Here is a 23,524-nt window from a genome sequence, read left to right as displayed (position 1 = left end):
ATCGAACTGATTTTCAGACCGAGACCGTCGCCGCCGTGGGTGGCAGAGACGGCGAGAGAACCGCATAGCGCCAACTGCGCATCAAGAGGACACCATGCCCGAATATCGCTCCCGCACCACCACGGCCGGCCGCAACATGGCCGGCGCCCGCGCCCTCTGGCGCGCCACCGGCATGAAGGACGAGGACTTCCACAAGCCGATCATCGCCGTGGCCAACTCCTTCACCCAGTTCGTGCCCGGTCACGTGCACCTCAAGGACATGGGCCAACTGGTGGCGAGGGAGATCGAGAAGGCCGGCGGGGTGGCCAAGGAGTTCAACACCATCGCCGTGGACGACGGCATCGCCATGGGCCATGACGGCATGCTCTACTCGCTGCCGAGCCGTGACATCATCGCCGACAGCGTCGAGTACATGGTCAACGCCCATTGCGCCGACGCCCTGGTGTGCATCTCCAACTGCGACAAGATCACCCCGGGCATGCTGATGGCCGCCATGCGCCTCAACATCCCGGTGATCTTCGTCTCCGGCGGCCCCATGGAGGCCGGCAAGACCAAGCTGCTCGACCATGGGCTCGACCTGGTCGACGCCATGGTCATGGCCGCCGACGACTCGGTGGACGACGCCACCCTGGCCGAGGTCGAGCGTAGCGCCTGCCCCACCTGCGGCAGCTGCTCGGGCATGTTCACCGCCAACTCGATGAACTGCCTGACCGAGGCGCTGGGCCTGGCGCTACCGGGCAACGGTACCGTGGTGGCCACCCATGCCGATCGTCGCCGGCTGTTCGAGACCGCCGGGCATCGCATCGTCGAGCTGGCCAAGCGATACTACGAGGGCAATGAGGCCCACCTGCTGCCGCGCGCCATCGGTTCGCAGGCCGCGTTCAAGAACGCCATGACGCTGGACATCGCCATGGGCGGTTCCACCAACACCATCCTGCACCTGCTGGCCGCTGCCCAGGAGGCCGAGCTCGACTTCACCATGGCCGACATCGACCGCCTCTCGCGGGAAGTGCCGCAGCTGTGCAAGGTGGCGCCCAACACCCAGAAGTATCACATCGAGGACGTCCACCGCGCCGGCGGCATCATGGCGATCCTCGGCGAGCTCGACCGGGCCGGCGTGCTCGATACCCGCGTGCCCACCGTCTACGGCGACACCCTCAAGGACGCCCTGGACGAGTGGGACATCATGCGCAACCCGAGTCCCGAGGTGGTGGAGTTCTACAAGGCCGGCCCCGGCGGCGTGCCGACCCAGGTGGCGTTCTCCCAGAGCGCTCGTTGGCCGAGTCTCGACGGCGACCGCGCCACCGGCTGCATCCGCGATCTCGAGCACGCCTTCTCGAAGGAGGGCGGGCTCGCGGTGCTGCGCGGCAACATCGCCGTGGACGGCTGCGTGGTGAAGACCGCCGGCGTCGACGACTCGATCCTGGTGTTCGAAGGGCCGGCCCATGTGGTCGAGTCCCAGGACCAGGCGGTGGAGCACATCCTGGCCGGCCAGGTGAAGGAGGGCGAGGTCGTCGTCATCCGCTATGAGGGGCCGAAGGGCGGACCCGGCATGCAGGAGATGCTCTACCCGACCTCCTATCTCAAGTCCAAGGGGCTGGGCAAGGCTTGTGCGTTGCTCACCGACGGGCGCTTCTCAGGCGGGACCTCCGGCCTCTCCATCGGCCACGTCTCGCCCGAGGCGGCGGCGGGCGGCGCCATCGGCCTGGTGCGCAGCGGCGACGTGATCCGTATCGACATTCCCAACCGCACGATCGACGTCAAGCTCTCCGACGCCGAGCTGGCGGCGCGGCGCGAAGCCGAGGAGGCGCGCGGCGCCGATGCCTGGAAACCGAGCATTCAGCGCGTGCGCAAGGTATCGGCGGCGCTCAAGGCCTATGCGCTGCTGGCCACCTCTGCCGACAAGGGGGCGGTGCGCGACCTCTCCAAGCTCGACTGAAATGCGGCGAACCGGGCTGGCCCGGTTCGCCGTTGCGGGCTTTTTCATGCAGCAGTAAGGAACGACGACATGCGCAAGCAGACCTTCGGCGTCGGCTTGATCGGCTTCGGCATCGCCGGCCGTATCTTCCACGCCCCGTTGATCCAGGCCACGCCTGGGTTGGAATTGCTGGCCGTGGTCAGCAGCTCGCCCGAACGTGTGCATGAAGCGCTGCCCGAGGTCGAGGTGCTGCCCAAGGCGGCGGCGCTGTTCGCCCGCTCGGACATCGACCTGGTGGTCATCGCCAGCCCCAACGAGACCCACTTCCCGCTGGCCAAGGCGGCGATGGCTGCCGGCAAGCATCTGGTGATCGACAAGCCATTCACCGTATCGCTGTCGGAGGCGCGGCTGCTCAAGGCCGAAGCCGACAAGGCCGAGTGCCGGGTCAGCGTCTTTCACAATCGACGCTGGGACAGCGATTTTCGCACCTTGCAGGCGCTGATCGAGGCGGGGGCCGTGGGCCGCCCGGTGGCGCTCGAGCTACGCTTCGACCGCTTCCGCCCGAAGGTGGCCGATCGCTGGCGGGAGCAGCAGAAGCCGGGTAGCGGTATCTGGTACGACCTGGGGTCGCACCTGCTCGATCAGGCCCGCACGCTGTTCGGCATGCCGCGGGCGATCCTGCTCGACCTGATGGCCGCGCGCGACGATGCCCAGGTGGATGACGACTTCCATGCGCTGCTGGACTACGAGGATCTGCGCGTCACCCTGCGCGCCAGCTCGCTGGTGGCCGAGCCGACGCCGCAGCAGGCCCTGCACGGTACCCGGGGCAGCTTCGTCAAGTATGGCCGCGACCCCCAGGAGAACTGGCTGCGCGAGGGGCGCGCGCCGACGCGTGACTGGGGCATCGATCCGCGACCCGGGAAGCTGTCGGTCGACGAGGGGGAGGGCGAAACCGTTGCGCTGACCTCTCGCGAGCATGCGGGGCTGCCGGGCGATTACCTGGCGTACTATGCCGGTATCGTCGAGTCCCTGGCGGAAGGCACGCCACCGCCCGTGACGGTGGAGGAAGCCATCGAGGTGATGACGCTGCTGGAAGCGGGGCTGGACAGCTATCGCCAGGATCGCTGGATCCGCCTCAAGGAGAACAATGGCACCCTGCGCAAGCTGCTGCATCGCCGCGGCGCTTGATGCCACCACCGCGGCACGTCGTCGGCGGCTCACCAGCTCAGCGGTGCCTCGTCGCCGCGGCGCTCGCGCAGAGTGTCGCGGGCGATGAACAGCGCCGCGATGGCCCGCGCCTCGTGGAAGTCGTCGCGCATCAGCAGGGCGGGCAGTTCCTCGAGGGCGTGCTTCTCGACCACCAGCGGCTCCGGTTCGTCGCCGGGCAGGCGTTTGGGGTAGAGGTCGGTGGCGAGTAGTACCTGCATGCGGTGGCGCATGTAGTTGGGGGCCAGCGACAGCTCCACCAGCGGCTCGATGCGTCGGGCGCCGAAGCCGCACTCCTCCATCAGTTCGCGATTGGCCGCGGTGACGATATCCTCGCCGGGATCCACCAGCCCCTTGGGCAGGGTCAGCACGTAATCCTCGAAACCTGCGGCGTACTCGCGGATCAGCAGCACGTGATCGGGATCGGGCATGGCGATGATCATCACCGCGCCCTGGTCGCTGCCGGTGAGGCGCTCGAAGGTGCGCTCGGCGCCATTGGCGAAACGCAGCTCCAGCGCCTCGATGTGGAACAGGCGGCTTCTGGCCACGGATTGGCGCGATAGCACCTGGGGTTTTTGCAGGGGGCGTCTCTCGGACATGAAGGCTCCGTGTCATGCGGGCTGCCGGGAATGCGTCGTCTCTCCGCATTGGGTACAATACCACGCCTTCCCCTGCACAGACCCACCGGGAGTCGACATGATCGACTGGCGCGCCATCGATACCGTTCTGCTCGACATGGACGGCACACTGCTCGACCTGCACTTCGACAGTCACTTCTGGCTGGAACACCTGCCACGGCGCTACGTGGAGCTGCACCGCCTCGACGAGGCTACCCAGGAGCAGATCCGCGCGCGCATCCTGCGTGAGCGGGGTACGCTGAACTGGTACAGCCTGGCCTACTGGAGCCGCGAGCTGGGGGTGGATATCGTCGCCCTCAAGCGCGAGATCCAGCATCTGATCGGCCTGCGCAGCGATGCACTCGACTTTCTCAAATGGTTGCAGAGGGCTCATCCCAGGGTAATTCTGGCGACCAACGCCGACCGTGAAAGCCTCGAGCTCAAGCTGCCGCTCACCGGCCTCGAGGCCTATCTGGATGCCATCGTCTCCTCGGCCGACCTCGGCGTGCCCAAGGAAGCCCAGGAGTTCTGGTTCGCGCTGCAGGAAGTCGAGCCCTTCGATCCGTCGCGGACACTCTTCATCGACGACAACCCCGAGGTGCTGGAGAGTGCGCGGGAGTTCGGCATACGCCACCTCCTGGGCATCAAGCAGCCCGACAGCACGCGTCCCGAGAAGGAACTGGAAGAGTTCATCGCCCTCGACCGCTTCGCCACGATCCTGCCCGAGGAGCTACCCTCCGAAGTACCTGGCGACAAGTTACGTGACGACAAGGTACGTGGCGAAATGATACGCAGCGACCGGGCAGTGCCCGGCGAGGAGGGAGGCAAGATTGGATAGCGTACGACTCGACAAATGGCTATGGGCGGCCCGCTTCTTCAAGACCCGGGCCTTGGCCAAGAAGGCCATCGAAGGCGGCAAGGTGCACTACAACGGCGGCCGCGCCAAGACCAGCAAGAACGTCGAGGTGGGGGCGCTGGTTCGCGTGCCCCAGGGCTGGGACGTGTGGGAGGTGGAGGTCGTGGCGCTTTCCGACCAGCGCCGTGGTGCGCCCGAGGCCCGCGAACTCTATCGCGAGACCGCCGAGAGCGTCGAACGTCGCGCGCGCGAGGCGGAAGGCCGACGGCTGACCAATCAGGCCATGCAGCACCCGCTCAAGCGCCCCGACAAGAAGCAGCGTCGCGAGATCCAGCGCTTCCAGCGCCAGCAGGACGAGTGAGTATCCCCGCCTGCCGACCCATTAAGAACGACCTCTTTCGGAATCGATCATGACCGACCAGATCCAGCGTTTCCTGTTCGAACGCACCAATGTACGTGGCGAGATCGTCACCCTCGAACGTGCCTATGGCGAGGTGCTCGATCGCCATGGCTATCCGCCGGCCGTCAATCGCCTGTTGGGCGAGCTGCTGGCGGCGGTGGCGCTGCTCACCGATACGGTCAAGCTCGACGGTATCCTCAGCATCGAAGTGCGCGGCCAGGGCGCATTGTCGCTGCTGATGGCCGAGTCCAACCCCGGCGGCGAGCTGCGCGCCATCGCCCGAGTGGCGGAGGATGCCACACTGCCGGCCGGCGAGGCGGGCTTTCGCGAACTCGTCGGTGATGGCCATATCGTGATCACCCTGGACCCGCGCGAGGGCAATCGCTACCAGGGCATCGTGGCGCTCGACCATGACAGCCTGGCCGGCTGCCTCGAAGCCTACTTCTCGCAGTCCGAACAGCTGCCTACCCAGTTGTGGCTGCGTGCCGACGATGAACGTGCCGGCGGGCTGCTGCTGCAGCGCTTGCCGGACGAGTCGCAGAACCAGGACGAGGATGCCTGGGAGCGCACGGTGCAGCTGGCCCGCACGCTGCGCACCGAGGAACTGCTCGGGCTCGAGCAGCGAGAACTGCTGCACCGGCTCTATCACGAGGAGACGGTACGGGTCTTCGAGCCCAAGCGGTTACGCTTCGGCTGCACCTGCTCGCGGGAGCGTATCGGCAATGCCCTGCTGACGTTGGGCGCCGATGAGCTGCGCGACGTGCTGGCCGAACGGGGCGAGATCGAGACCCAGTGCCATTTCTGTCATACCCATTACCGTTTTTCGGACAACGAGATCGAGGCGCTGCTGCGTACCCAGGACGGGCCGCCGCCGGTTCTGCACTGAACGTCGTCGATCGGGGCGGGGCGATGCACGTCTCGCCCGGCGCGGCGCAATGCTGCGATGCACAAGCATGATGCGTCCAACCTGCGGCGATATGTCTCGATGTAGTAGTAAAACTACATGAACTTCGGTCAAAGTTCCCGTTTCCTGACGGCCCCCTTTTTGCCATAATGGCGCCCGCCTAAGGGCCGATCGCCGCATGACAAGACGGCAAGTATCCGCACACGGACGATCGGAAACGCAATGCAACGGCGTACGGACGCCTGGCACACGAGAGAGAACCGGCCGCAAGGCCCAGGAAACGACATGACCACATCCCAAGCCGCTCCTCAAGCACACGTCAATCTCAGCAGCGCCGAGCTCATCGAGCGTGCCGTGGCACGCGGAGAAGGCCACCTGGCCGCCAATGGCGCTCTGGTGGTGAACACCGGTGAGCGTACCGGTCGCTCGCCCGCGGATCGCTTCATCGTCGACGAACCCTCTACCACCGCTGAGATCGACTGGGGTAGCGTCAACCGCCCCTTCGATTCCGGCAGGTTCGATGCCCTGTGGGCACGTGTCGAGGACTACCTGAACAGCGGCGAGCGTTTCGTTTCCGAGCTCCACGTGGGCAGCGATCCGACTCACTACCTGCCGGTACGGGTCACTACCGAGACGGCTTGGCACAACCTGTTCGGTCGTACCATGTTCGTGCGCCCCGAGGGTTACAACCCCTCGGCCAAGGAGGAGTGGACCATCCTCAATGCGCCCCACTTCGAATGCGAGCCGAACCGCGACGGCACCAACTCCGATGGCGCCGTGATCATCAACTTCGCTCAGAAGAAGGTGCTGATCGCTGGCATGCGCTATGCCGGCGAGATGAAGAAGGCGATGTTCTCGGTGCAAAACTTCCTGCTGCCGGCCTCCGACGTGCTGCCTATGCACTGCTCGGCCAACGTCGGTGAGGATGGCGAGACGGCGCTGTTCTTCGGCCTGTCCGGTACCGGCAAGACTACGCTCTCCGCCGATCCGGCACGCTACTTGATCGGCGACGACGAGCACGGCTGGGGCCCCGGCACCGTGTTCAACATCGAGGGCGGCTGCTACGCCAAGTGCATCGACCTCTCGGCCAAGAACGAGCCGGTGATCTGGAACGCCATCAAGTTCGGCACCGTGCTAGAGAACGTGGTGCTCGACGACCGTCGCGAGCCTGACTACACCGACGACAGTCTGACCCAGAACTCGCGCGCCGCCTATCCGCTGGAGCACATCGACAAGCGGGTGCCGGAGAACCGCGCCGGCGAGCCCAACGCGATCATCTTCCTGACCTGCGACATGTCTGGCGTGCTGCCGCCGGTGTCGGTGCTGTCCAAGGAAGCGGCCGCCTACCACTTCCTGTCCGGCTACACCGCCAAGGTGGGCTCCACCGAGATGGGCTCTTCCGAAGGCCTCGCGGCGACGTTCTCCACCTGCTTCGGTGCACCGTTCTTCCCGCGTCCGGCCCGCGTTTACGCCGACCTGCTGATCAAGCGCGTCGAAGCCAAGGGCGCCCAGGTCTATCTGGTCAATACCGGCTGGACCGGCGGTTCCTACGGTGAGGGCGGTTCGCGCTTCTCCATTCCCACGACTCGCGCCATCATCAGCGCCATCCAGTCCGGCGTGCTCCGCGATATCGAGACCAAGCGCATCGAAGGGCTCAACCTGGACGTGCCGGTGGCGGTGCCCGGCGTCGACTCCAGCCTGCTCGATCCGCGCGAGACCTGGGAAGACCAGGCCGCCTACGACCGCAAGCGTAGCGACCTGGCGGCCAAGTTCGTCGACAACTTCAAGAAGTTCGAAGGTGTCAGCGAAACCATCGTCAAGGCCGGGCCCAGCCTGACCTGAGGTGAACCCGCGGTTGCCGCGGCGGTCTGAACGGGGAAGGGGTGCAAGCCTCTTCCCCGTTCGCGTTATGGGCCTGGCAGGTCGGCTGACTGACCAGGTGGGAGGGTCCAATGAAACGACGTCTTTTCCTGGGACTGCTGGGGGTCGGTGGGGCGGCGGGGCTGGTACCCGGCCTCGGCTGGGGATTTCCTAGGCTGTCGCTGGAGGCGGCCCCCGGTCTCGAACGCCTCGAGCTGTCACGCGACGAGTGGCGCGAGCGCCTTACGCCCGAGCAGTTCGAGATCCTGCGCGATCATGGCACCGAGCCGCCATTCTCGAGTCCGCTGGACAAGGAGTGGCGCGAAGGCGAGTACCGCTGTGCCGGCTGCGACCTGCTGCTGTTCGAGAGCGCCATGAAGTACGACTCGGGCACCGGCTGGCCGAGCTTCTTCGAGCATGTCGAAGGGCATCTGCTCAGCCAGCTCGACTTCAGCCTGGTCTGGCCGCGGCGCGAGTATCACTGCGCCCGCTGCGGCGGTCATCAGGGCCATGTCTTCAGCGACGGCCCCGAGCCCACCGGGCTGCGCTGGTGCAACAACGGCCTGGCGCTGAATTTCGTACCGGCGGCTACCTGAACCCCTCCACGATGTGCCGCGCCAGGCCGTCCACCGCGGGCGACGTCGCTTCGGGTGAGCGCAGCAGCACGATGGAGCCGTCGGGCAGCGGCGGGAAGCCGTCCGCCTGGTCGAGGATGCGCATGCCCGGGGTGACCAGGCTTTTCATCAGCGCCGAGACGGCGAGCCCCGCGCCCACCACCGCCTGCAGGGTGGCCAGGCTCGGGCTCGAGTAGGCGATGCGGTACTGGCGTCCGGCGCGGGTCAGGGCGTTGCAGGCATGGCGCCGGCAGAAGCAGGGCTCCTCGAACAGCGCCAGCGGCAGCGGCGACTGGCGATGCACGGCATGGCTCTCCGCCACCACCCACACGGTCTCCTCGCGACGCAGGATGGTGCCGATCTCCTGGCCCACCTCACGGGTCACGATGCTCAGGTCGAGGGTGCCCTGCTGGCGCCCGAGCAGCTCGGACGAGGGCGCGCACTGCACCTCGACGTCGACCAGCGGCCAGGTCTGGGAGAAGGACTTGAGAATTCCGGGCAGGAAGCGCATGACGAAGTCGTCGGGCACGCCGATCCGCACCCGGCCGACCATCTCTGGCTTGCGCAGCTTATTGAGCGCCTCGCCCTGCAGGTCGAGGATGCGGCGGGCATAACCGAGCAGCGTGGTGCCCTCGCTGGTCAGGTGCATCTGGCGCCCCTGGCGCTCGAACAGCGGGCGCTGGATCACGTCCTCCTCGAGCCGCTTGATCTGCATGCTGACCGCCGACTGGGTGCGGTTGACCGCCTGGGCCGCACGGGTGAAGCCACCGTGGTCGACGATGGCGACGAAGGTACGCAGCAACTCATGATCGATGGTGTGCAGCATGGCGGCTTTCCATCATGTGTAGTGATGTATTGCATAATAACTATTTGTTGGATTGATTCAAGTGGCTCGTCGACACTGCCTCCTATCGCCATGAACCGGAGGAAGTCACCCATGAGAGCCGCCACCTGCAACGACTCTTGCTGTGCCGTAACGGGCAATGAGCGGGAGAGCCATTCCTACCTCTCCCGCCTCGGGATCGGGCTGGCGAGAGTGCGGCACCTGATGCAGCTGCGCCGCGAACGCAGCCAGCTGCAGACGCTGCCTGACGAGCTGTTGCGAGATGTCGGGCTGACGCGAGAGCAGGCCCGGCGTGAGAGCCGCCGCCATTTCTGGGACGACATTGGCGGGCGTCGCTGATCGCGGCGGCGACGGCGTGGCGTTTGTGGTACCTTGGCGCGATCTTTCGTTGTTGCACTACCAAGGAAGTCATGGACGCCACGACCCGGATCATTTCGCGCCTCGCCGAGGAACTCGCCGTTCGCCCGCAGCAGGTGTCAGCCACCGTGGAACTGCTCGACGGTGGCGCCACCGTGCCCTTCATCGCCCGCTACCGCAAGGAGGTCACCGGTGGGCTCGACGATACCCAACTGCGCAACCTCGACGAACGCCTGCGTTACCTGCGCGAGCTGGAAGAGCGCCGTGCCGCCGTGCTCGCCGCCATCGACGAACAGGGCAAGCTGACCCCGGAGCTCGAGCGACAGCTCCAGGCCGCCGACACCAAGCAGCGCCTGGAAGATCTCTACCTGCCCTACAAGAAGAAGCGCCGCACCAAGGCCCAGATCGCCCGCGAGGCGGGCCTCGAGCCGCTGGCCGATGCGCTGCTGGCCGATCCCGCGCTCGACCCCGAGATAGAAGCGGCCCAGTATCTTCGCCCCGCCGAGGGCGATATTCCGGCCATCGAGGATGCCAAGGCGGCGCTGGACGGCGCGCGCCAGATCCTGATGGAGCGCTTCGCCGAGGACCCCGAGCTGGTCGGTGCGCTGCGCGAGCGGCTGTGGAGCGAGGGGGAACTCAGCGCCCGGTTGCTCGAAGGCAAGGAGCGCGAAGGCGCCAAGTTCTCCGACTATTTCGAACACGACGAGCCGCTGGCCAAGGTGCCTTCACACCGGGCGCTGGCGATGTTCCGCGGTCGCAACGAGGGCGTGCTGACGCTGGCCATCCGCCTGCCCGGCGAGGACGAGGCGCCAATCCACCCCGCCCAGGTGACCATCGCCCGGCACTTCGATATTCGCGACGAAGGCCGCGCCGCCGACAAGTGGCTGGCCGACGTGGTGCGCTGGACCTGGCGGGTCAAGCTCTATACCCATCTCGAGACCGAGCTGATGGGACGACTGCGCGAACGTGCCGAGCTCGAGGCCATCGAGGTCTTTGCCGCCAACCTCAAGGACCTGCTGCTGGCCGCCCCCGCGGGGCAGAAGGCAACGCTGGCCATCGACCCGGGCCTGCGCACCGGCTGCAAGGTGGCGGTGGTAGACCCCACCGGCCAGTTCCTCGAGCACGCCACGATCTTTCCCCATGCGCCCCGGAATGCTTGGGACGAGTCCCTGGCCCAGCTCGCCAGGCTGGTGGAAAAGCACGACGTGGCGCTGATCGCCGTGGGTAACGGCACCGCCAGCCGCGAGACCGACAAGCTGGCCGGCGAGCTGGTCAAGGCCTTCGCCGGGCGCAAAGCGCTCTCCAAGGTGATGGTCAGCGAGGCCGGCGCCTCGGTCTACTCGGCTTCCGAATACGCAGCCCGCGAGCTGCCCGAACTCGACGTCACCATTCGCGGGGCGGTCTCCATCGCCCGTCGCCTGCAGGACCCGCTGGCGGAGCTGGTCAAGATCGAGCCCAAGTCCATCGGCGTGGGCCAGTACCAGCACGACGTCTCGCAGCTGCAGCTGTCGAAGAGCCTGGAGGCGGTGATCGAGGACTGCGTCAACGCCGTGGGGGTCGACCTCAACACGGCCTCCAGTGCGCTGTTGTCGCGGGTGGCCGGGCTCAACCCGGCGCTGGCCGAGAACATCGTCGCGCGGCGCAACGCCGAGGGTGCCTTCGCCAGCCGCCAGCAGCTGCTCGACGTCAGCCGCCTGGGCCCCAAGACCTTCGAGCAGTGTGCGGGCTTCCTGCGCATCATGAACGGCGAGAACCCGCTCGATGCCAGCGCCGTGCACCCCGAGGCCTACCCGGTGGTGGAACGCATCGCCAGCCGCAGCGGTCGCCCGGTAGCCAGCCTGATCGGCGACAGCGCCACGCTGAAGGCGGTCAAGCCGGCCGAGTTCGCCGACGAGCGCTTCGGCGTGCCCACCATCAGCGACATTCTCAAGGAGCTCGACAAGCCGGGCCGTGACCCGCGTCCCGAGTTCAAGGCCGCCGAGTTCCGCGAGGGCGTGGAGACGCTCAAGGACCTGGAGCCGGGCATGATCCTCGAGGGCAGCGTGACCAACGTCACCCACTTCGGCGCCTTCGTCGACATCGGCGTGCATCAGGATGGCCTGGTGCACATCTCGGCGCTCTCCGACAAGTTCGTCGAGGATCCGCGCTCGGTGGTCAAGGCCGGCGACATCGTCAAGGTCAAGGTGATGAGCGTGGATCTCGAGCGCGCACGCATCGGGCTCTCCATGCGCCTGACCGATCAGCCCGGTGAGGCCGAGGGCGGCAGATCGTCGCGCGCTGGCCAGGGCGAACGGCGCGGCGGCCAGGGCAAGGCAGCGCGCAAGGGCACGCCCCGCGAGCCGTCCCAGCCGAACCAGATGGGTGCGCTGGGGGCCGCGCTGCTCAAGGCCAGGAAGGGCAAATCTTGATCCCGGTACGCCACTCGCCATACTCTCGACACAAAACGCATGATCGGTCGCCCCGGGCGGCCGGCACGTTTAGATCGGAAGGCCCGTCGAGGGTCTCCAAGACACGGGGTCCACGCCTTGTCTGATTCATACTCTGCCACCGTTTCGCACCTCGCCGGGCTGGCGGCCCGGGGGCGCTTCGGGCGCCTGCGCCGCGGCCTGGAGAAGGAGGGGCTGCGCGTCGACCGCGCGGGGCGTATCGTCTCCACGCCGCATCCCCATGCGCTGGGCTCCAAGCTGACCCACCCGCACATCACCACCGACTATTCCGAGGCGCTGCTGGAGTACATCACGCCGGTCTACTGCCGCCCCGGCGACGCCCTCGGTTTCCTCGCCGACCTGCATCGCTTCAGCTATCGCCATCTCGGCGACGAGCGGATCTGGCCGGCGAGCATGCCGGCCAGGCTCGACGGCAACGACAGCGTGGCCATCGCCGACTACGGCAGCTCCAACGTCGGTACCATGAAGCACGTCTACCGCAAGGGGCTGGACGTGCGCTATGGCCGGATCATGCAGGCCATCGCCGGCATCCACTACAACGTCTCGCTGCCCGACGAGCTGTGGGACGTGCTGCGCGAGCGCGACGCTGCCACGCAGATGTCGCTCGACGATTATCGCTCCAGCCGCTACTTCGGCCTGATCCGCAACTTCCGTCGCCACAGCTGGCTGCTGCTCTACCTGTTCGGCGCCTCGCCGGCGCTCGACCGCAGCTTCCTGCCCGAAGGCAACATTCCCGACAAGCTGCGTCCGCACGCTCGCGAGACCCTGGTATCGCCCTACGCCACCAGCCTGCGCATGTCGGACCTCGGCTACCAGAACAAGGTGCAGGAGCAGCTCAAGATCTGCTTCAACTCGCTCTCCAACTACGTGGGCACCCTGCGTCATGCGATCTCGACGCCCTGGCCCGCCTACGAGGCGCTGGGGGTCACGGATGGCCGCGATTGGCGGCAGCTCAACGCCAACATCCTGCAGATCGAGAACGAATACTACAGCGACATCCGGCCCAAGCGCGTCACCCGCTCCAACGAGACGCCGAGCCAGGCACTCGAGGCGCGCGGCGTCGAGTACATCGAGGTACGCTGCCTCGATCTCGACCCCTTCCTGCCGCTGGGCATCGACGAGACGCGCCTGCGCTTCATCGATACCTTCATGATGTGGTGTCTGCTCGCCGACAGCCCCTGGATTCCCGACGACGAGTGTGACCGGCTGGACGACAACCGGCGCCTGGTGGTCGAGCGCGGCCGTGACCCGGCGCTGAGACTGCTGCAGAACGGCCATTACCGCTCCGTGGCCGACTGGGGGCGCGAGATCTTCGCCGAGCTTGGCCGCGCCGCTGAGGTGCTCGATGCGCTGGAACAGGGCAGCCCCCACGCCGATGCCGTGGCGGCGTTCACGCCCTGGCTCGCCGATCCGGCACTGACGCCCTCCGGCCGCCTGCTCGCCCGGCTCGAGGAGACCGGCGAGGAGTTCGTCGACTTCGCCTCGAGCCTGGCCGAGGAGCATGCCGAGCGGCTGCGCCAGGAGGCCATCGACCCGGCGCGGGCGGCGACCTTCGAGCAGATGGTCGAGACCTCGCATCAGCAGCAGCGCGACATCGAGGCCGCCGATACCCAGCGCTTCGAGCAGTTCCTCGAGCACTATTTCGCCAGCGCCCGCGAGCCTCGCGTGGCAATGGCCAGCCAGGGGAATGCCTGATGCTTGCACGCCTTCGACGTCTTTCCGTGCGCCAGTGGAGCCTCGCCGGGCTGGCCTTCTGTGTCCTGATGATGGGCGTGGCCCTGGGCCTCGAGCATATCGGCGGGCTCGAACCCTGCCCGCTGTGCATCTTCCAGCGCGTGGCGGTACTGGCCGCCGCCGCGGTCTTCATCGTCGCGGCGATCCATAACCCACGCGGCCGGCTGGGCCCGGTCGTCTACGGCGGGCTGTCTCTGACGGCAGTGCTCGGGGGTATCGGCGTCGCCGCGCGCCATGTGTGGTTGCAGTCGCTGCCGCCGGATCAGGTACCGAGCTGCGGTCCCGGGCTCGACTACATGATGGATGTCCTGCCCATGCAGGACGTGGTCGCCATGGTGCTTTCCGGCTCCGGCGAGTGCGCCGAGATCGATTTCCTGCTGCTGGGCATTTCGCTGCCGGGCTGGACGCTGATCGGCTTCATCGTGCTGGCGCTGGCCCCGTTGGGGATTCTGTATCGTGCCGTTCGCGGCCTCTGGCCCTGAGGCTGACAGGAGGAAGGCGGGCATGCTGTATCGCGATTTTGCCACCCAGGAAGCGATCGATCGCGAGTACGATCCCATGCGGGGTCGCGACCCGGCCGAGCTGCTGGCCGGTTGGCAGTCGCGCAGCGAGGTGGTGCGCGAGCAGGGACGGGTCGCCTGTGACGTCGCCTATGGCCCTACGCTCGCCGAGCGCATGGATATCTACCATGCCGCACGTGACGATGCCCCGATCCATCTGTTCTTCCACGGCGGCTACTGGCGCTCGCTGGGCCACCGCGAGTTCGGCTTCGTCGCCGAGGGGCTGGTAGCGGCGGGCATCAGCGTGGCGGTGGTCAACTATGCGCTGTGCCCCACGGTGGCCTTCGGCGAACTGGTGAGGCAGGCGCGGGCCGCGGTGGCCTGGGTGAGGAGCAACGGGGCTACGCTGGGTGTCGATGCATCACGTCTGAGCGTCTCCGGCCACTCCGCCGGCGGGCACCTCGCCGCCATGCTGCTGGCCACGGACTGGGCGGGGGAGTACGGGCTGCCTGACGACCTGATCGGCGGTGCCCTGTGCGTCAGCGGGCTGTATGACCTGCGGCCCTTCCCGTGGTCGTGGCTACAGCCCAAGCTGCAGCTCACCAGCCGTGACGTGGCCGACTACAGTCCGCTGTTCTTGCCGTATCGAGTTCCCGCGCCGGTGCAGCTGGTGGCCGGTGGTGAGGAGTCCGCCGAGTTCGCGCGACAGATGCAGGCCCACGCCGAACACCTCGAGGCCCATGGCGCGGCGGTCAGCCATGAGCTCATGCCCGGCGACGATCACTTCTCGATCCTCGATCACTACGCGCCGGGCGGGCGCTTCGTTCAGCGTATCGCTGCTTTCCACAGCATCTAAGTTCGCCTGCGGGTCTACTGGGCCTCGGGGAGTACCGCGGTGGCCTCGATCTCCACCTTCGCTCGATCCTCGATCAGGTCGGCCACCTGCACCATGGTCATGGCCGGGAAGTGCTTGCCCATCACCTCGCGGTAGGCGGCGCCTACCTCCTTGAGCCGTGCCAGGTACTCCCGCTTGTCGGTGACGTACCAGGTCAGCCGCACCACGTGCTCAGGGCCGGCGCCGGCCTCGTCGAGTACCTCGACGATGTTGGCCAGCGCCTGGTGAACCTGGGCGACGAAGTCGTCGCTCTCGAACACCTGGGCGCCGTTCCAGCCGATCTGGCCGCCGACGAAGATCGTGCGGCCGGAGGCGAGCACGCCGTTGGCGTAGCCCACGGCGGCCTTCCAGTGGGAGGGGTGGAGCAGCTCGTGCAGGGTGGCGTCGTTCATCGGATTATCCTTGTTGGCAGTCCTTGGCGAAATGGGCGCGCATGGCCTCTGGCCAGGGCAGGGGGCGACCGCTCTCCAGGTCGACGAAGACCAGGGTCGAGTCGCAGGTCAGGCGTGGTTCGCCGCCGCAATGGGCCACGGTGCGCAGGGTCAGGCTGGTGCGGCCGACGTCGCGCAGCGTCAGCTCGAAGGTGAGCGTTTCGCCCAGCCGGCTGGGCGCGTGGAAGTCGGTCTCGATATGCGCCGTGGGCACGCCGGTGCGGGTGTCCACATGGAGCCGGTTGAAATCGTGGCCGACCGACTCGGCGAAGTAGTCCTCGACCACCGAGTTGAGCATCTCGTAGTAGCGCGGGTAGAAGACGATTCCCGCCGGGTCGCAGTGCTGGAAGCGCACCTTGCGCTGGGTGACGAATGGCATGTCGGCTCTCCTAGACCCCGAGGTAACGGTCGCGAACGGTCTCGTCGAGTGCGTCGGGCTCGCCCGACCACACCGTGCATCCTTTCTCGAGGATGGTGCAGCGGTCGGCCACCGGCAGCAGCTCGGCCAGCGACTTGTCGACGATCAGCGTGGCCTGACCCTGGGTCTTAAGTTCGCGGATGGCGGCCCAGATCTCCTGGCGGATCACCGGGGCCAGCCCCTCCGTGGCCTCGTCGAGTACCAGCAGGCGGGGGTTGGTCATCAGCGCGCGGCCGATGGCGAGCATCTGCTGCTCGCCACCCGAGAGGGTTCGCGCCATCTGACTGCGCCGCTCGGCCAGCCGCGGGAACAGCGCCTCGACGCGTGCCAGCGTCCAGTGGCCGGGGCGTGCGGTGACCACCAGGTTCTCGCGCACCGTGAGATTGGCAAAGCAGCGCCGCCCCTCGGGAACGAGCCCGAGCCCGGCCTGGGCGATGCGGTAGGAGGGCAGGCGGCGCAGGTCGTGGGACTCGAAGGTGATGCTGCCGCTGCGCGCCGGGGTCAGGCCGAAGATGGAGCGGATGGTGGTGGTCTTGCCCATGCCGTTGCGTCCCATCAGTGCCACCATTTCGCCCGCCTGGACGCTGAGGTCGACGCCGAACAGTGCCTGGGAGGGGCCGTAAAAGGTTTCAATGGCGGTGACGTTGAGCATCTCACTCCCCCAGGTAGGCTTCGCGGACTTGCGGGTTGGCGCGGATCTCGGCGCTGTCACCGTGGGCGATCACGCCGCCGGCCACCAGCACCGAGATGCGATCGGCCAGACGGAACACCGCGTCCATGTCGTGCTCGATCAGCAGGATCGGCACCTCGTGCTTGAGCGCTTCGAGCAGCTCGGTCAGACGCGCCGAGCCCTCCGGGCCGAGACCGGCCATGGGCTCGTCGAGCAACAGCACCTTGGGCTTGAGCGCCAGGGCGCAGGCCACCTCCACCTGGCGCCGCTCGCCGTGGGAGAGTTCAGCCACCGGCGTGTCGGCGCGATGCGCGAGTGCCATGCGCTCCAACGCCGCCATGGCCGGCGCCAGCAGGCGCTCGTCGCGGTGCACCGGCTTCCAGAAGCGGAAGCTGTGCCCCTGCAGCGCCTGCACGGCGATCATCACGTTGCGCTTCACCGTCAGCGGCTCGGCCAGCGACGAGACCTGGAAACTGCGGCCCAGCCCCAGCCGCGCCCGCTGCGCAACGCTGAGCGAGGTGATGTCGCGGCCGGCCAGCACGATGCTGCCGGCGTCGGGCTTCAGGCTGCCGGCGATCTGGCCGATCAGGGTCGACTTGCCGGCACCGTTGGGGCCGATCAGCGCATGGATCTCGCCCGGGCGCAGGTCCAGCGACACATCGCGGGTGGCCTGCAACGCGCCGAAGCGCTTGTTGAGGTGGGCAAGCGTGAGCACGGCGTCACTCATGGCGCTCCCTCCCGGCCAGCCAGCCCATCACGCCGTGCTTGGCGAACAGCACCACGAACAGCAGCACCAGGCCCAGGAACAGCTTCCAGTACTCGGTCAGCCCGCCCAGCAGGGTCTCCATCATCACGAACAGGAGGGCGCCGGCCAGCGGCCCGTAGAGCCGCCCCACGCCGCCGAGGATCACGATCACCATCAGCTCGCCGGACATGTGCCAGCTCAGCATGGTGGGGCTGACGAAGCCGTTGAGGTCGGCGTAGAGCGCCCCGGCAAGCCCCGTGATCATTGCCGAGATGACGAAGGCCACCAGGCGGATGGGGTAGGGGGCGATGCCGGCGGTGGCGAGGCGCGTGTCGTTGAGCCGGGCCATGGTCAGGGCGGCGCCGAAGCGCGACTTCATGATGCGCGAGGTGAGGGCGAGCGACAGCACCAGGCCGGCGAAGCAGACCAGGAAGAAGGTCAGGGCGTCACTGCTATCGGCCCACGGCAGTGAGTTGCGCAGGTAGATCGGCAGGCCATCCTCGCCGCCGTAGGTGGGCCAGGAGTTGGCGAAGTAGTAGATCATCTGGGCGAAGGCCAGGGTGATCATGATGAAGTAGACCCCGGTGGTGCGCAGCGAGATGGCGCCGATGACCAGCGCCAGCAGGCCGCACAGCAGGATTGCCGCAAGCCAGATCACCGGCATGCTGTCGCTGCCGGGAATGGCCACCGGCCAGCCGATCACGGGGGTGAAGTCGAAGGCGTGATAGGCACTGATACCGGCCACGTAGCCGCCCAGGCCGAAGTAGGCGGCGTGGCCGAAGCTCACCATGCCGCCGTAGCCGATGGCCAGGTTGAGGCCCACCGCCGCCATGGCGACCAGGGTGACGCGCGAAGCCAGGTTGACGTAGTAGACGTGGCCCAGCAGGTGGGCGGCGAGCGGCGCCAGCAGCAGCAGCGCCAGCAGGCCGATCTGCACCAGCCCCTTGCGGTCGTGCCAGCTGGCCGCGGGCGCCGGCAGCCCCGGCTGAGGGGCGAGGGTCGGGGTGTCGGGCTTATTCATTGGCGGCAAACAGTCCCTTGGGTTTGAAGGCCAGTATCACGGCCATCAGGATGTAGATCAGCATCGCGGCAATCGCCGAGCCGACGCCTGCCGCCTCGGAGGAGGGCATGAACTGGCGGAAGAACAGCGGCAGGAAGACCCGCCCCAGGGTATCCACCACGCCGACCAGGATGGCGCCGTACAGTGCGCCCTTGATCGAGCCGATGCCACCGATCACGATCACCACGAAGGCGAGAATCAGCACCGGCTCGCCCATGCCCACCTGCACCGACTGCAAGGCGCCGACCAGGGCGCCGGCCAGGCCGGCCAGCGCCGCGCCCATGGCGAACACCAGGGTATAGAGCCGGGCGATGTTGACCCCCAGGGCGCCGATCATCTCGCGATCGCTTTCGCCGGCGCGGATGCGCATGCCGAGCCGCGTGCGCGAGATCAGGAAATACAGGCCCACCGCCACGACCACGCCCACGGCGATGATCAGCAGCCGATAGGCCGGATAGCGCAGGCCGCCGGGCAGGGTGACCGAGCCGGCCAGCAGCGCCGGTGGGTTGAGCCACAGCGGCGAGGAGCCGAACAGCCAGCGCGTGCCCTCCGAGAAGATCAGGATCAGGGCGAAGGTGGCCAGCACCTGGTCGAGGTGCGGGCGATGGTAGAGCCGCCGGATCACGATCAGCTCCACCAGCGCGCCGACCGCGGCCGCCGCGGCCAGGCCGGCCGTCAGGCCGACGAGGAAGGAGCCGGTGGCGGCGGTGACCGAGGCCGTGGCGTAGGCGCCGACCATGTAGAAGGAGCCGTGGGCCAGGTTGATCAGCCCCATCACCCCGAACACCAGGGTCAGGCCGCTGGCCATCAGGAACAGCATGGTGCCGAGCTGCAGGCCGTTGAAGAGCTGTTCGATGAATAGGGTCATGTCACGAATAACCGTTGAGCGTTGCAGTAGCGCCGCCGGGCCGGCCGGCCCGGCGGTGCAGCGTCACATCTCGCACTGGGTGTGGTAGATGTCCTGGATATCCTCCACGGCGATGCCCACCAGGCGGTTGGTCGGCTGGCCGTCGTCGCCCTCGACCACCTCGCGCACGTAGATGTCCTGGATCGGGTGGTGGTTGGGGCCGAAGCGGAACTCGTCGCGTACCGAGTCGAAGTCGGCCTCGCGCAGCGCCTCGCGGAAGGCGTCCTGGTCGTCCGGATGGGCCTTCTCCAGCGCGCTGAGGATCAGGTTGGCGGTGTCGTAGCCCTGGGCCGCATACAGCGTCGGCGTGCGGTCGTAGGTCTCGCGGAAGGCCTCGACGAAGGCGTGGTTGGCCTCGTTGTCGAGGTCGTAGGCCCACAGTGAGGTGTTCATCGCGCCGATGGCCGCGCTGCCCACCGCCTTGATGATCGTCTCGTCGAACGAGAAGGCGGCGCCGAACACCGGCATGTCGACCCCGGAGCTCTCCCACTGCTTCATGAACGAGATGCCCATGCCCCCGGGCAGGAAGAAGAACAGGCTGTCGGCGTCGCTGGCGCGGATCTGGGCGATCTCGGCGGCGTAGTCGGTCTGGCCCATCTGGGTGTAGATCTCGTCGACCACCTCGCCTTCGTAGAGGTGCTTGAAGCCGGCCAGGGCGTCGGTGCCGGCGGGGTAGTTGGGGGCCATGATGATGGGGCGCTCGAAGCCCTGCTCGCGCATGTAGGCGCCCATCGCGCCGTGCAGGTTGTCGTTCTGGTAGGCGGCGTTGAAGTAGTTCTCGTGGCACATGCGCCCGGCCAGGTCGGAAGGCCCGGCGTTGGGCGAAATGTAGAAGGTGCCCTGGCGTACCGCCGCCGGTACCACCGCCATCGCCAGGTTGGAGAAGATGATGCCGGTGAGGATGTCGACTTCGTCGCGCTGCATGAACTCGTTGGACAGGCTACGCGCCAGGTCCGGCCGGTTGCCGTCGTCCTGCACCAGCACCTCGACGTCGTCGCGGCCGGAGCGCTCGATGGCCAGCAGGAAGCCGTCGCGTACGTCCACGCCCAGGTGCGAGCCGCCGCCCGACAGGGTGGTGATCATGCCGATCTTGACCTCCTGGGCCTGGGCCGCCGCCATGGCGGTGGTCATCAGCAGGCCGAGGCCAACGCTGGCTAGTCTCTTCATGGCTTTTCCCTCTTCGTTCTCGTTTATTGTGGGCTTCGGCGCCGTGTCCAGCGCTTGTGCTCTTGCGGCCCGTCAGGTCGTACTGCCGAGCGGGTTCCCGCTGTCTGGCCGTCCATTGTCGGGATAGTGCTCCTGGCGCAGCCGGAAGCGTTGCACCTTGCCGGTGGCGGTCTTCGGCAGCGCCTCGACGAAGCGGATCGAGCGCGGGTACTTGTAGGGCGCGATGCGCTGCTTGACGAAATCCTGCAGCCGCTCGACACAGTTCGAATCCGCCTCGACCCCGGGAGACAGTACCACGAAGGCCTCGACGATCTGCCCACGCTCTCCATTCGGTGCGCCGATCACGGCACACTCCGCCACCGCCTCGTGGGCGAGCAGGGCGGCCTCGACCTCGGGACCGGCGATGTTGTAGCCGGACGAGACGATCATGTCGTCGTTACGCGCGGCGAAGTGGAAGTAGCCGGCCTCGTCCTGGAAAAAGGCGTCGCCGGTGATGTTCCAGCCCTCCTGCACGTAGCCCTGTTGACGAGCGTCGTCGAGGTAGCGGCAACCGGTGGGGCCGCGTACCGCCAGGCGCCCGACCTCTCCGCGCGGCAGTTCGTTCATCTCGGCATCGACGATCTTCGCCTCGTAGCCGGTCACCGGCTTGCCGGTGCAGGCCGGGCGATGGTCGTCGAGGCGGTTGGAGATGAAGATGTGCAGCATCTCGGTGGCCCCGATGCCGTCGAGGATCGGCTTTCCCGTCCTGGCGATCCAGTCGTGGTAGATCGGTGCCGGCAACGTCTCGCCGGCCGAGACCGCCACGCGCAGGCTGTCGAGTTCCTGGCCGCTCTCGAGCGAGGCGAGCATGGTGCGATACGCGGTAGGCGCGGTGAAGACGATGGTGGCACGGTGATCGCGGATGATCGCCATCATATTGGGCGGCGTGGCCTTCTCCAGCAGCACGGCGCTGGCGCCGAAGCGCAGCGGGAAGATGGCGAGCCCGCCGAGGCCGAAGGTGAAGGCCAGCGGCGGCGAACCGACGAAGACGTCGTCGGGCGTCACCTGCAGCACCTCGCGGGCGTAGCCGTCGGCGATGATCAGCAGGTCGCGATGGAAGTGCATGGTCGCCTTGGGCTTGCCGGTGGTGCCGGAGGTGAAGCCGAGCAGCGCCACGTCGTCGGCGGCGGTGGCCACGGCCTCGAACTCGCTCGGCTTGTCCAGCGCCAGGCGGTCGAGTTCCGCGTCGTGGTTGGCGGTGCCGTCGAAGCCGACGACTCGCTTCAGGAAGGCGCTCCCGACGGCGCAGGCCTCGAGTTCGTCGAGCAGACGGGTGTCGCACAGGGCGAGACTGATTTCGGCCTTGTCGACGATCTTGGCCAGCTCGCCGGCGCGCAGCATCGGCATGGTGTTGACCACCACCGCGCCGGCCTTGGTGGCGGCCAGCCAGCAGGCCACCATGGCCGGGTTGTTGGCCGAGCGGATCAGCACCCGGCTGCCGGGGCGCACGCCGAGCTCCTCGACCAGCGCATGGGCCAGGCGGTTGCTCCACTCGGCCAGTTCGCGATAGCTGCGTTGTCGTCCGTTGCCGATCAGCGCCACGCGCTCGCCGTGGCCGCGCTCGACCCAGCGGTCACAGAGCTCCACCGCGGCGTTGAGCCGCTCGGGATAGTCGAAGCCGTCGAGTCGGAACTCGGGCCACTGGTCCACGGGAGGCAGGTTGTCCCGGGCGAAGGTATCGGCGTGAGCCGACGGTGCGTTCATGACCATTCTCCGTACGTCGTTGTTGTTGTTCGGCGCCGAGGCGTCGACAGGGGGATACGGGTCTGGCGTCTCTCTAACCGTTTTGTACGCTCTCCTGTTGTGCCAGGCAGCTGCGGGCGATCACCACCTTCTGAACATCCGAGGCGCCTTCGTAGATGCGCAGCGCGCGGATTTCGCGATACAGGCTCTCGACGATGTGCCCCTTGCGCACGCCGTCGCCGCCGTGCAGCTGCACCGCCTTGTCGATCACCTGCTGGGCGCGGTCGGTGGCGTAGAGCTTGGCCATGGCCGCCTCGCGGGTGACCCGTTCGGCGCCCATGTCCTTGGTCCAGGCGGCGCGGTAGACCAGCAGCGCGGCGGCATCCACGTCCAGTGCCATCTCCGCCAGGTGGCCCTGGACCATCTGCAGGTCGGCCAGGCTGGCGCCGAACAGCTCGCGGCTGCGTGCGCGGTCCAGCGACTCGTCCAGCGCGCGCCGGGCGAAGCCCAGCGCCGCGGCGCCCACCGTCGAGCGGAACACGTCGAGCACCGCCATGGCGATGCGAAAGCCCTGGCCGGGCTGGCCGATCATGGCGCTCGCCGGCAGGCGCATGTCGTCGAAGCCGAGCCGCGCCAGCGGGTGCGGCGAGATCGTCTCGAGCCGCTCGCGGATCTCGAGCCCCGGCGTGTCGGCCGGCACCAGGAAACAGGAGAGCCCCTTGGCGCCGGGTCCTTCGCCGGTGCGGGCGAACAGGGTGTACACATCGGCGATGCCGCCGTTGGAGATCCAGGTCTTCTCGCCGTTGATGCGGTAGTGGTCGCCGTCGCGCTCGGCGGCGGTGTCGAGCTGGGCCACGTCGGAGCCGGAGCGCGGCTCGGTCAGGGCGAAAGCCGAGAGCGCCTCGCCGCGGCGGGTCTTGTCCAGCCACTGCTTCTGCCCGGCGCTGCCGAACAGGCTGATCGCCCCGGTGCCCAGGCCCTGCATGGCGAAGGCGAAGTCGGCCAGGCCGTCGTGGCGGGCCAGGGTCTCGCGAATCAGGCACAGGCTGCGTACGTCGATGGTGTCGCCCGCGGTGCCCTCGAGAAAGCCGGCCTGGCCCAGGTCGCGCACCAGTCGGATGCAGGTGGCGTCGACGTCGGCGTGGTCGCGGGGCAGCTCGCGCTGGCACCAGGCCTCCAGGCGCTTGGCCAGGTCGCGATGGCGGGCCTCGAAAAAGGGCCAGTCGAGAAAGCTCGTATCGCTCATTGCTAA

General features: G+C 67.5%; 23 protein-coding genes. 12 read left to right on the top strand and 11 right to left on the bottom strand.

Annotation, left to right across the window (positions count from 1 at the left end; translation table 11 throughout):
- Positions 1-94 precede the first annotated feature (94 nt).
- Together ilvD and I4484_RS15305 are read left to right on the top strand one after the other, a co-directional pair.
- Complete coding sequence (gene ilvD / locus I4484_RS15310) at positions 95-1,939, top strand: dihydroxy-acid dehydratase (protein ID WP_197448099.1); 1,845 nt, start codon at positions 95-97, stop codon at positions 1,937-1,939.
- A gap of 69 nt (positions 1,940-2,008) precedes the next feature.
- A complete protein-coding gene (locus I4484_RS15305; RefSeq protein ID WP_197448098.1) occupies positions 2,009-3,106 on the top strand; it encodes an oxidoreductase in 1,098 nt (365 codons plus the stop codon).
- Positions 3,107-3,135: 29 nt separating this feature from the next.
- Here the strand turns inward: I4484_RS15305 and nudE are convergent, their stop codons facing one another.
- Positions 3,136-3,723: an ADP compounds hydrolase NudE gene (gene nudE / locus I4484_RS15300; RefSeq protein WP_197448097.1), complete on the bottom strand. Its 588-nt coding sequence runs from the start codon at positions 3,721-3,723 to the stop codon at positions 3,136-3,138.
- 97 nt (positions 3,724-3,820) lie between these two features.
- Here nudE and yrfG point away from each other — a divergent pair, with 97 nt between their 5' ends.
- The 5 genes from yrfG (at position 3,821) to msrB (ending at position 8,357) form a co-directional block, all read left to right on the top strand.
- A complete protein-coding gene (gene yrfG / locus I4484_RS15295) occupies positions 3,821-4,579 on the top strand; it encodes a GMP/IMP nucleotidase (RefSeq protein WP_197448096.1) in 759 nt (252 codons plus the stop codon).
- Positions 4,572-4,958, top strand: coding sequence for a ribosome-associated heat shock protein Hsp15 (hslR, locus tag I4484_RS15290; protein WP_197448095.1), 387 nt, complete (start codon positions 4,572-4,574; stop codon positions 4,956-4,958). The genes yrfG and hslR overlap by 8 nt, the downstream gene beginning before the upstream one ends.
- 49 nt (positions 4,959-5,007) lie before the next feature.
- Positions 5,008-5,883: an Hsp33 family molecular chaperone HslO gene (hslO, locus tag I4484_RS15285; protein WP_197448094.1), complete on the top strand. Its 876-nt coding sequence runs from the start codon at positions 5,008-5,010 to the stop codon at positions 5,881-5,883.
- A gap of 303 nt (positions 5,884-6,186) precedes the next feature.
- The gene (locus tag I4484_RS15280; protein ID WP_197448093.1) at positions 6,187-7,743 is read left to right on the top strand and encodes a phosphoenolpyruvate carboxykinase; all 1,557 of its coding nucleotides are present in this window, start codon (positions 6,187-6,189) and stop codon (positions 7,741-7,743) included.
- A gap of 110 nt (positions 7,744-7,853) precedes the next feature.
- The gene (gene msrB / locus I4484_RS15275; protein WP_197448092.1) at positions 7,854-8,357 is read left to right on the top strand and encodes a peptide-methionine (R)-S-oxide reductase MsrB; all 504 of its coding nucleotides are present in this window, start codon (positions 7,854-7,856) and stop codon (positions 8,355-8,357) included.
- Here the strand turns inward: msrB and I4484_RS15270 are convergent.
- Entirely contained in the window at positions 8,350-9,201 is an 852-nt protein-coding gene (locus I4484_RS15270; protein WP_197448091.1) for a LysR substrate-binding domain-containing protein, read from the bottom strand. The two genes, msrB and I4484_RS15270, sit on opposite strands and share 8 nt — an antisense overlap.
- A 111-nt stretch (positions 9,202-9,312) precedes the next feature.
- Here I4484_RS15270 and I4484_RS15265 point away from each other — a divergent pair, with 111 nt between their 5' ends.
- The 5 genes from I4484_RS15265 to I4484_RS15245 all read left to right on the top strand — a co-directional run bounded on the left by I4484_RS15265 (position 9,313) and on the right by I4484_RS15245 (position 15,113).
- Entirely contained in the window at positions 9,313-9,558 is a 246-nt protein-coding gene (locus I4484_RS15265) for a DUF1127 domain-containing protein (RefSeq protein WP_197448090.1), read from the top strand.
- 71 nt (positions 9,559-9,629) lie between these two features.
- On the top strand, positions 9,630-11,984 hold the full coding sequence (locus I4484_RS15260; protein WP_197448089.1) for a Tex family protein: 2,355 nt from the start codon (positions 9,630-9,632) through the stop codon (positions 11,982-11,984).
- A 117-nt stretch (positions 11,985-12,101) separates the two neighbouring features.
- Positions 12,102-13,718, top strand: coding sequence for a glutamate--cysteine ligase (gene gshA, locus I4484_RS15255; protein ID WP_234283733.1), 1,617 nt, complete (start codon positions 12,102-12,104; stop codon positions 13,716-13,718).
- The gene (locus I4484_RS15250; protein WP_197448087.1) at positions 13,718-14,239 is read left to right on the top strand and encodes a disulfide bond formation protein B; all 522 of its coding nucleotides are present in this window, start codon (positions 13,718-13,720) and stop codon (positions 14,237-14,239) included. Before gshA ends, I4484_RS15250 begins: the two co-directional genes overlap by 1 nt.
- Before the next feature lie 22 nt (positions 14,240-14,261).
- Positions 14,262-15,113, top strand: coding sequence for an alpha/beta hydrolase (locus I4484_RS15245; RefSeq protein ID WP_197448086.1), 852 nt, complete (start codon positions 14,262-14,264; stop codon positions 15,111-15,113).
- Between the two features lie 14 nt (positions 15,114-15,127).
- Here the strand turns inward: I4484_RS15245 and I4484_RS15240 are convergent, their stop codons facing one another.
- The 9 genes from I4484_RS15240 to I4484_RS15200 all read right to left on the bottom strand — a co-directional run bounded on the left by I4484_RS15240 (position 15,128) and on the right by I4484_RS15200 (position 23,518).
- On the bottom strand, positions 15,128-15,544 hold the full coding sequence (locus I4484_RS15240; protein ID WP_197448085.1) for a RidA family protein: 417 nt from the start codon (positions 15,542-15,544) through the stop codon (positions 15,128-15,130).
- Positions 15,545-15,548: 4 nt separating this feature from the next.
- Complete coding sequence (locus I4484_RS15235; protein WP_197448084.1) at positions 15,549-15,962, bottom strand: thioesterase family protein; 414 nt, start codon at positions 15,960-15,962, stop codon at positions 15,549-15,551.
- 10 nt (positions 15,963-15,972) lie between these two features.
- Complete coding sequence (locus I4484_RS15230) at positions 15,973-16,653, bottom strand: ABC transporter ATP-binding protein (protein ID WP_197448083.1); 681 nt, start codon at positions 16,651-16,653, stop codon at positions 15,973-15,975.
- 1 nt (position 16,654) lies between these two features.
- Positions 16,655-17,398: an ABC transporter ATP-binding protein gene (locus I4484_RS15225; RefSeq protein ID WP_197448082.1), complete on the bottom strand. Its 744-nt coding sequence runs from the start codon at positions 17,396-17,398 to the stop codon at positions 16,655-16,657.
- Positions 17,391-18,437, bottom strand: a complete 1,047-nt coding sequence (locus I4484_RS15220; RefSeq protein WP_197448081.1) for a branched-chain amino acid ABC transporter permease — start codon at positions 18,435-18,437, stop codon at positions 17,391-17,393. Before I4484_RS15220 ends, I4484_RS15225 begins: the two co-directional genes overlap by 8 nt.
- Positions 18,430-19,344 carry a branched-chain amino acid ABC transporter permease gene (locus I4484_RS15215; protein WP_197448080.1) on the bottom strand — a complete coding sequence of 305 codons (915 nt, stop codon included), beginning with the start codon at positions 19,342-19,344 and terminating at the stop codon, positions 18,430-18,432. The genes I4484_RS15220 and I4484_RS15215 overlap by 8 nt, the downstream gene beginning before the upstream one ends.
- A gap of 63 nt (positions 19,345-19,407) precedes the next feature.
- On the bottom strand, positions 19,408-20,550 hold the full coding sequence (locus I4484_RS15210) for an ABC transporter substrate-binding protein (RefSeq protein WP_197448079.1): 1,143 nt from the start codon (positions 20,548-20,550) through the stop codon (positions 19,408-19,410).
- 72 nt (positions 20,551-20,622) lie between these two features.
- Positions 20,623-22,293, bottom strand: a complete 1,671-nt coding sequence (locus I4484_RS15205; protein ID WP_197448078.1) for a benzoate-CoA ligase family protein — start codon at positions 22,291-22,293, stop codon at positions 20,623-20,625.
- A 73-nt stretch (positions 22,294-22,366) separates the two neighbouring features.
- Complete coding sequence (locus I4484_RS15200) at positions 22,367-23,518, bottom strand: acyl-CoA dehydrogenase family protein (RefSeq protein ID WP_197448077.1); 1,152 nt, start codon at positions 23,516-23,518, stop codon at positions 22,367-22,369.
- Positions 23,519-23,524 lie beyond the last annotated feature (6 nt).

It is taken from the genome of Halomonas sp. SS10-MC5, from assembly GCF_015992245.1.
In the GTDB taxonomy this organism is placed as follows: Bacteria; Pseudomonadota; Gammaproteobacteria; order Pseudomonadales; family Halomonadaceae; genus Halomonas; species Halomonas sulfidoxydans.
The sequence above is the reverse complement of the archived record's forward strand: the minus strand, read 5'-3'. Positions and strand labels throughout refer to the sequence as shown.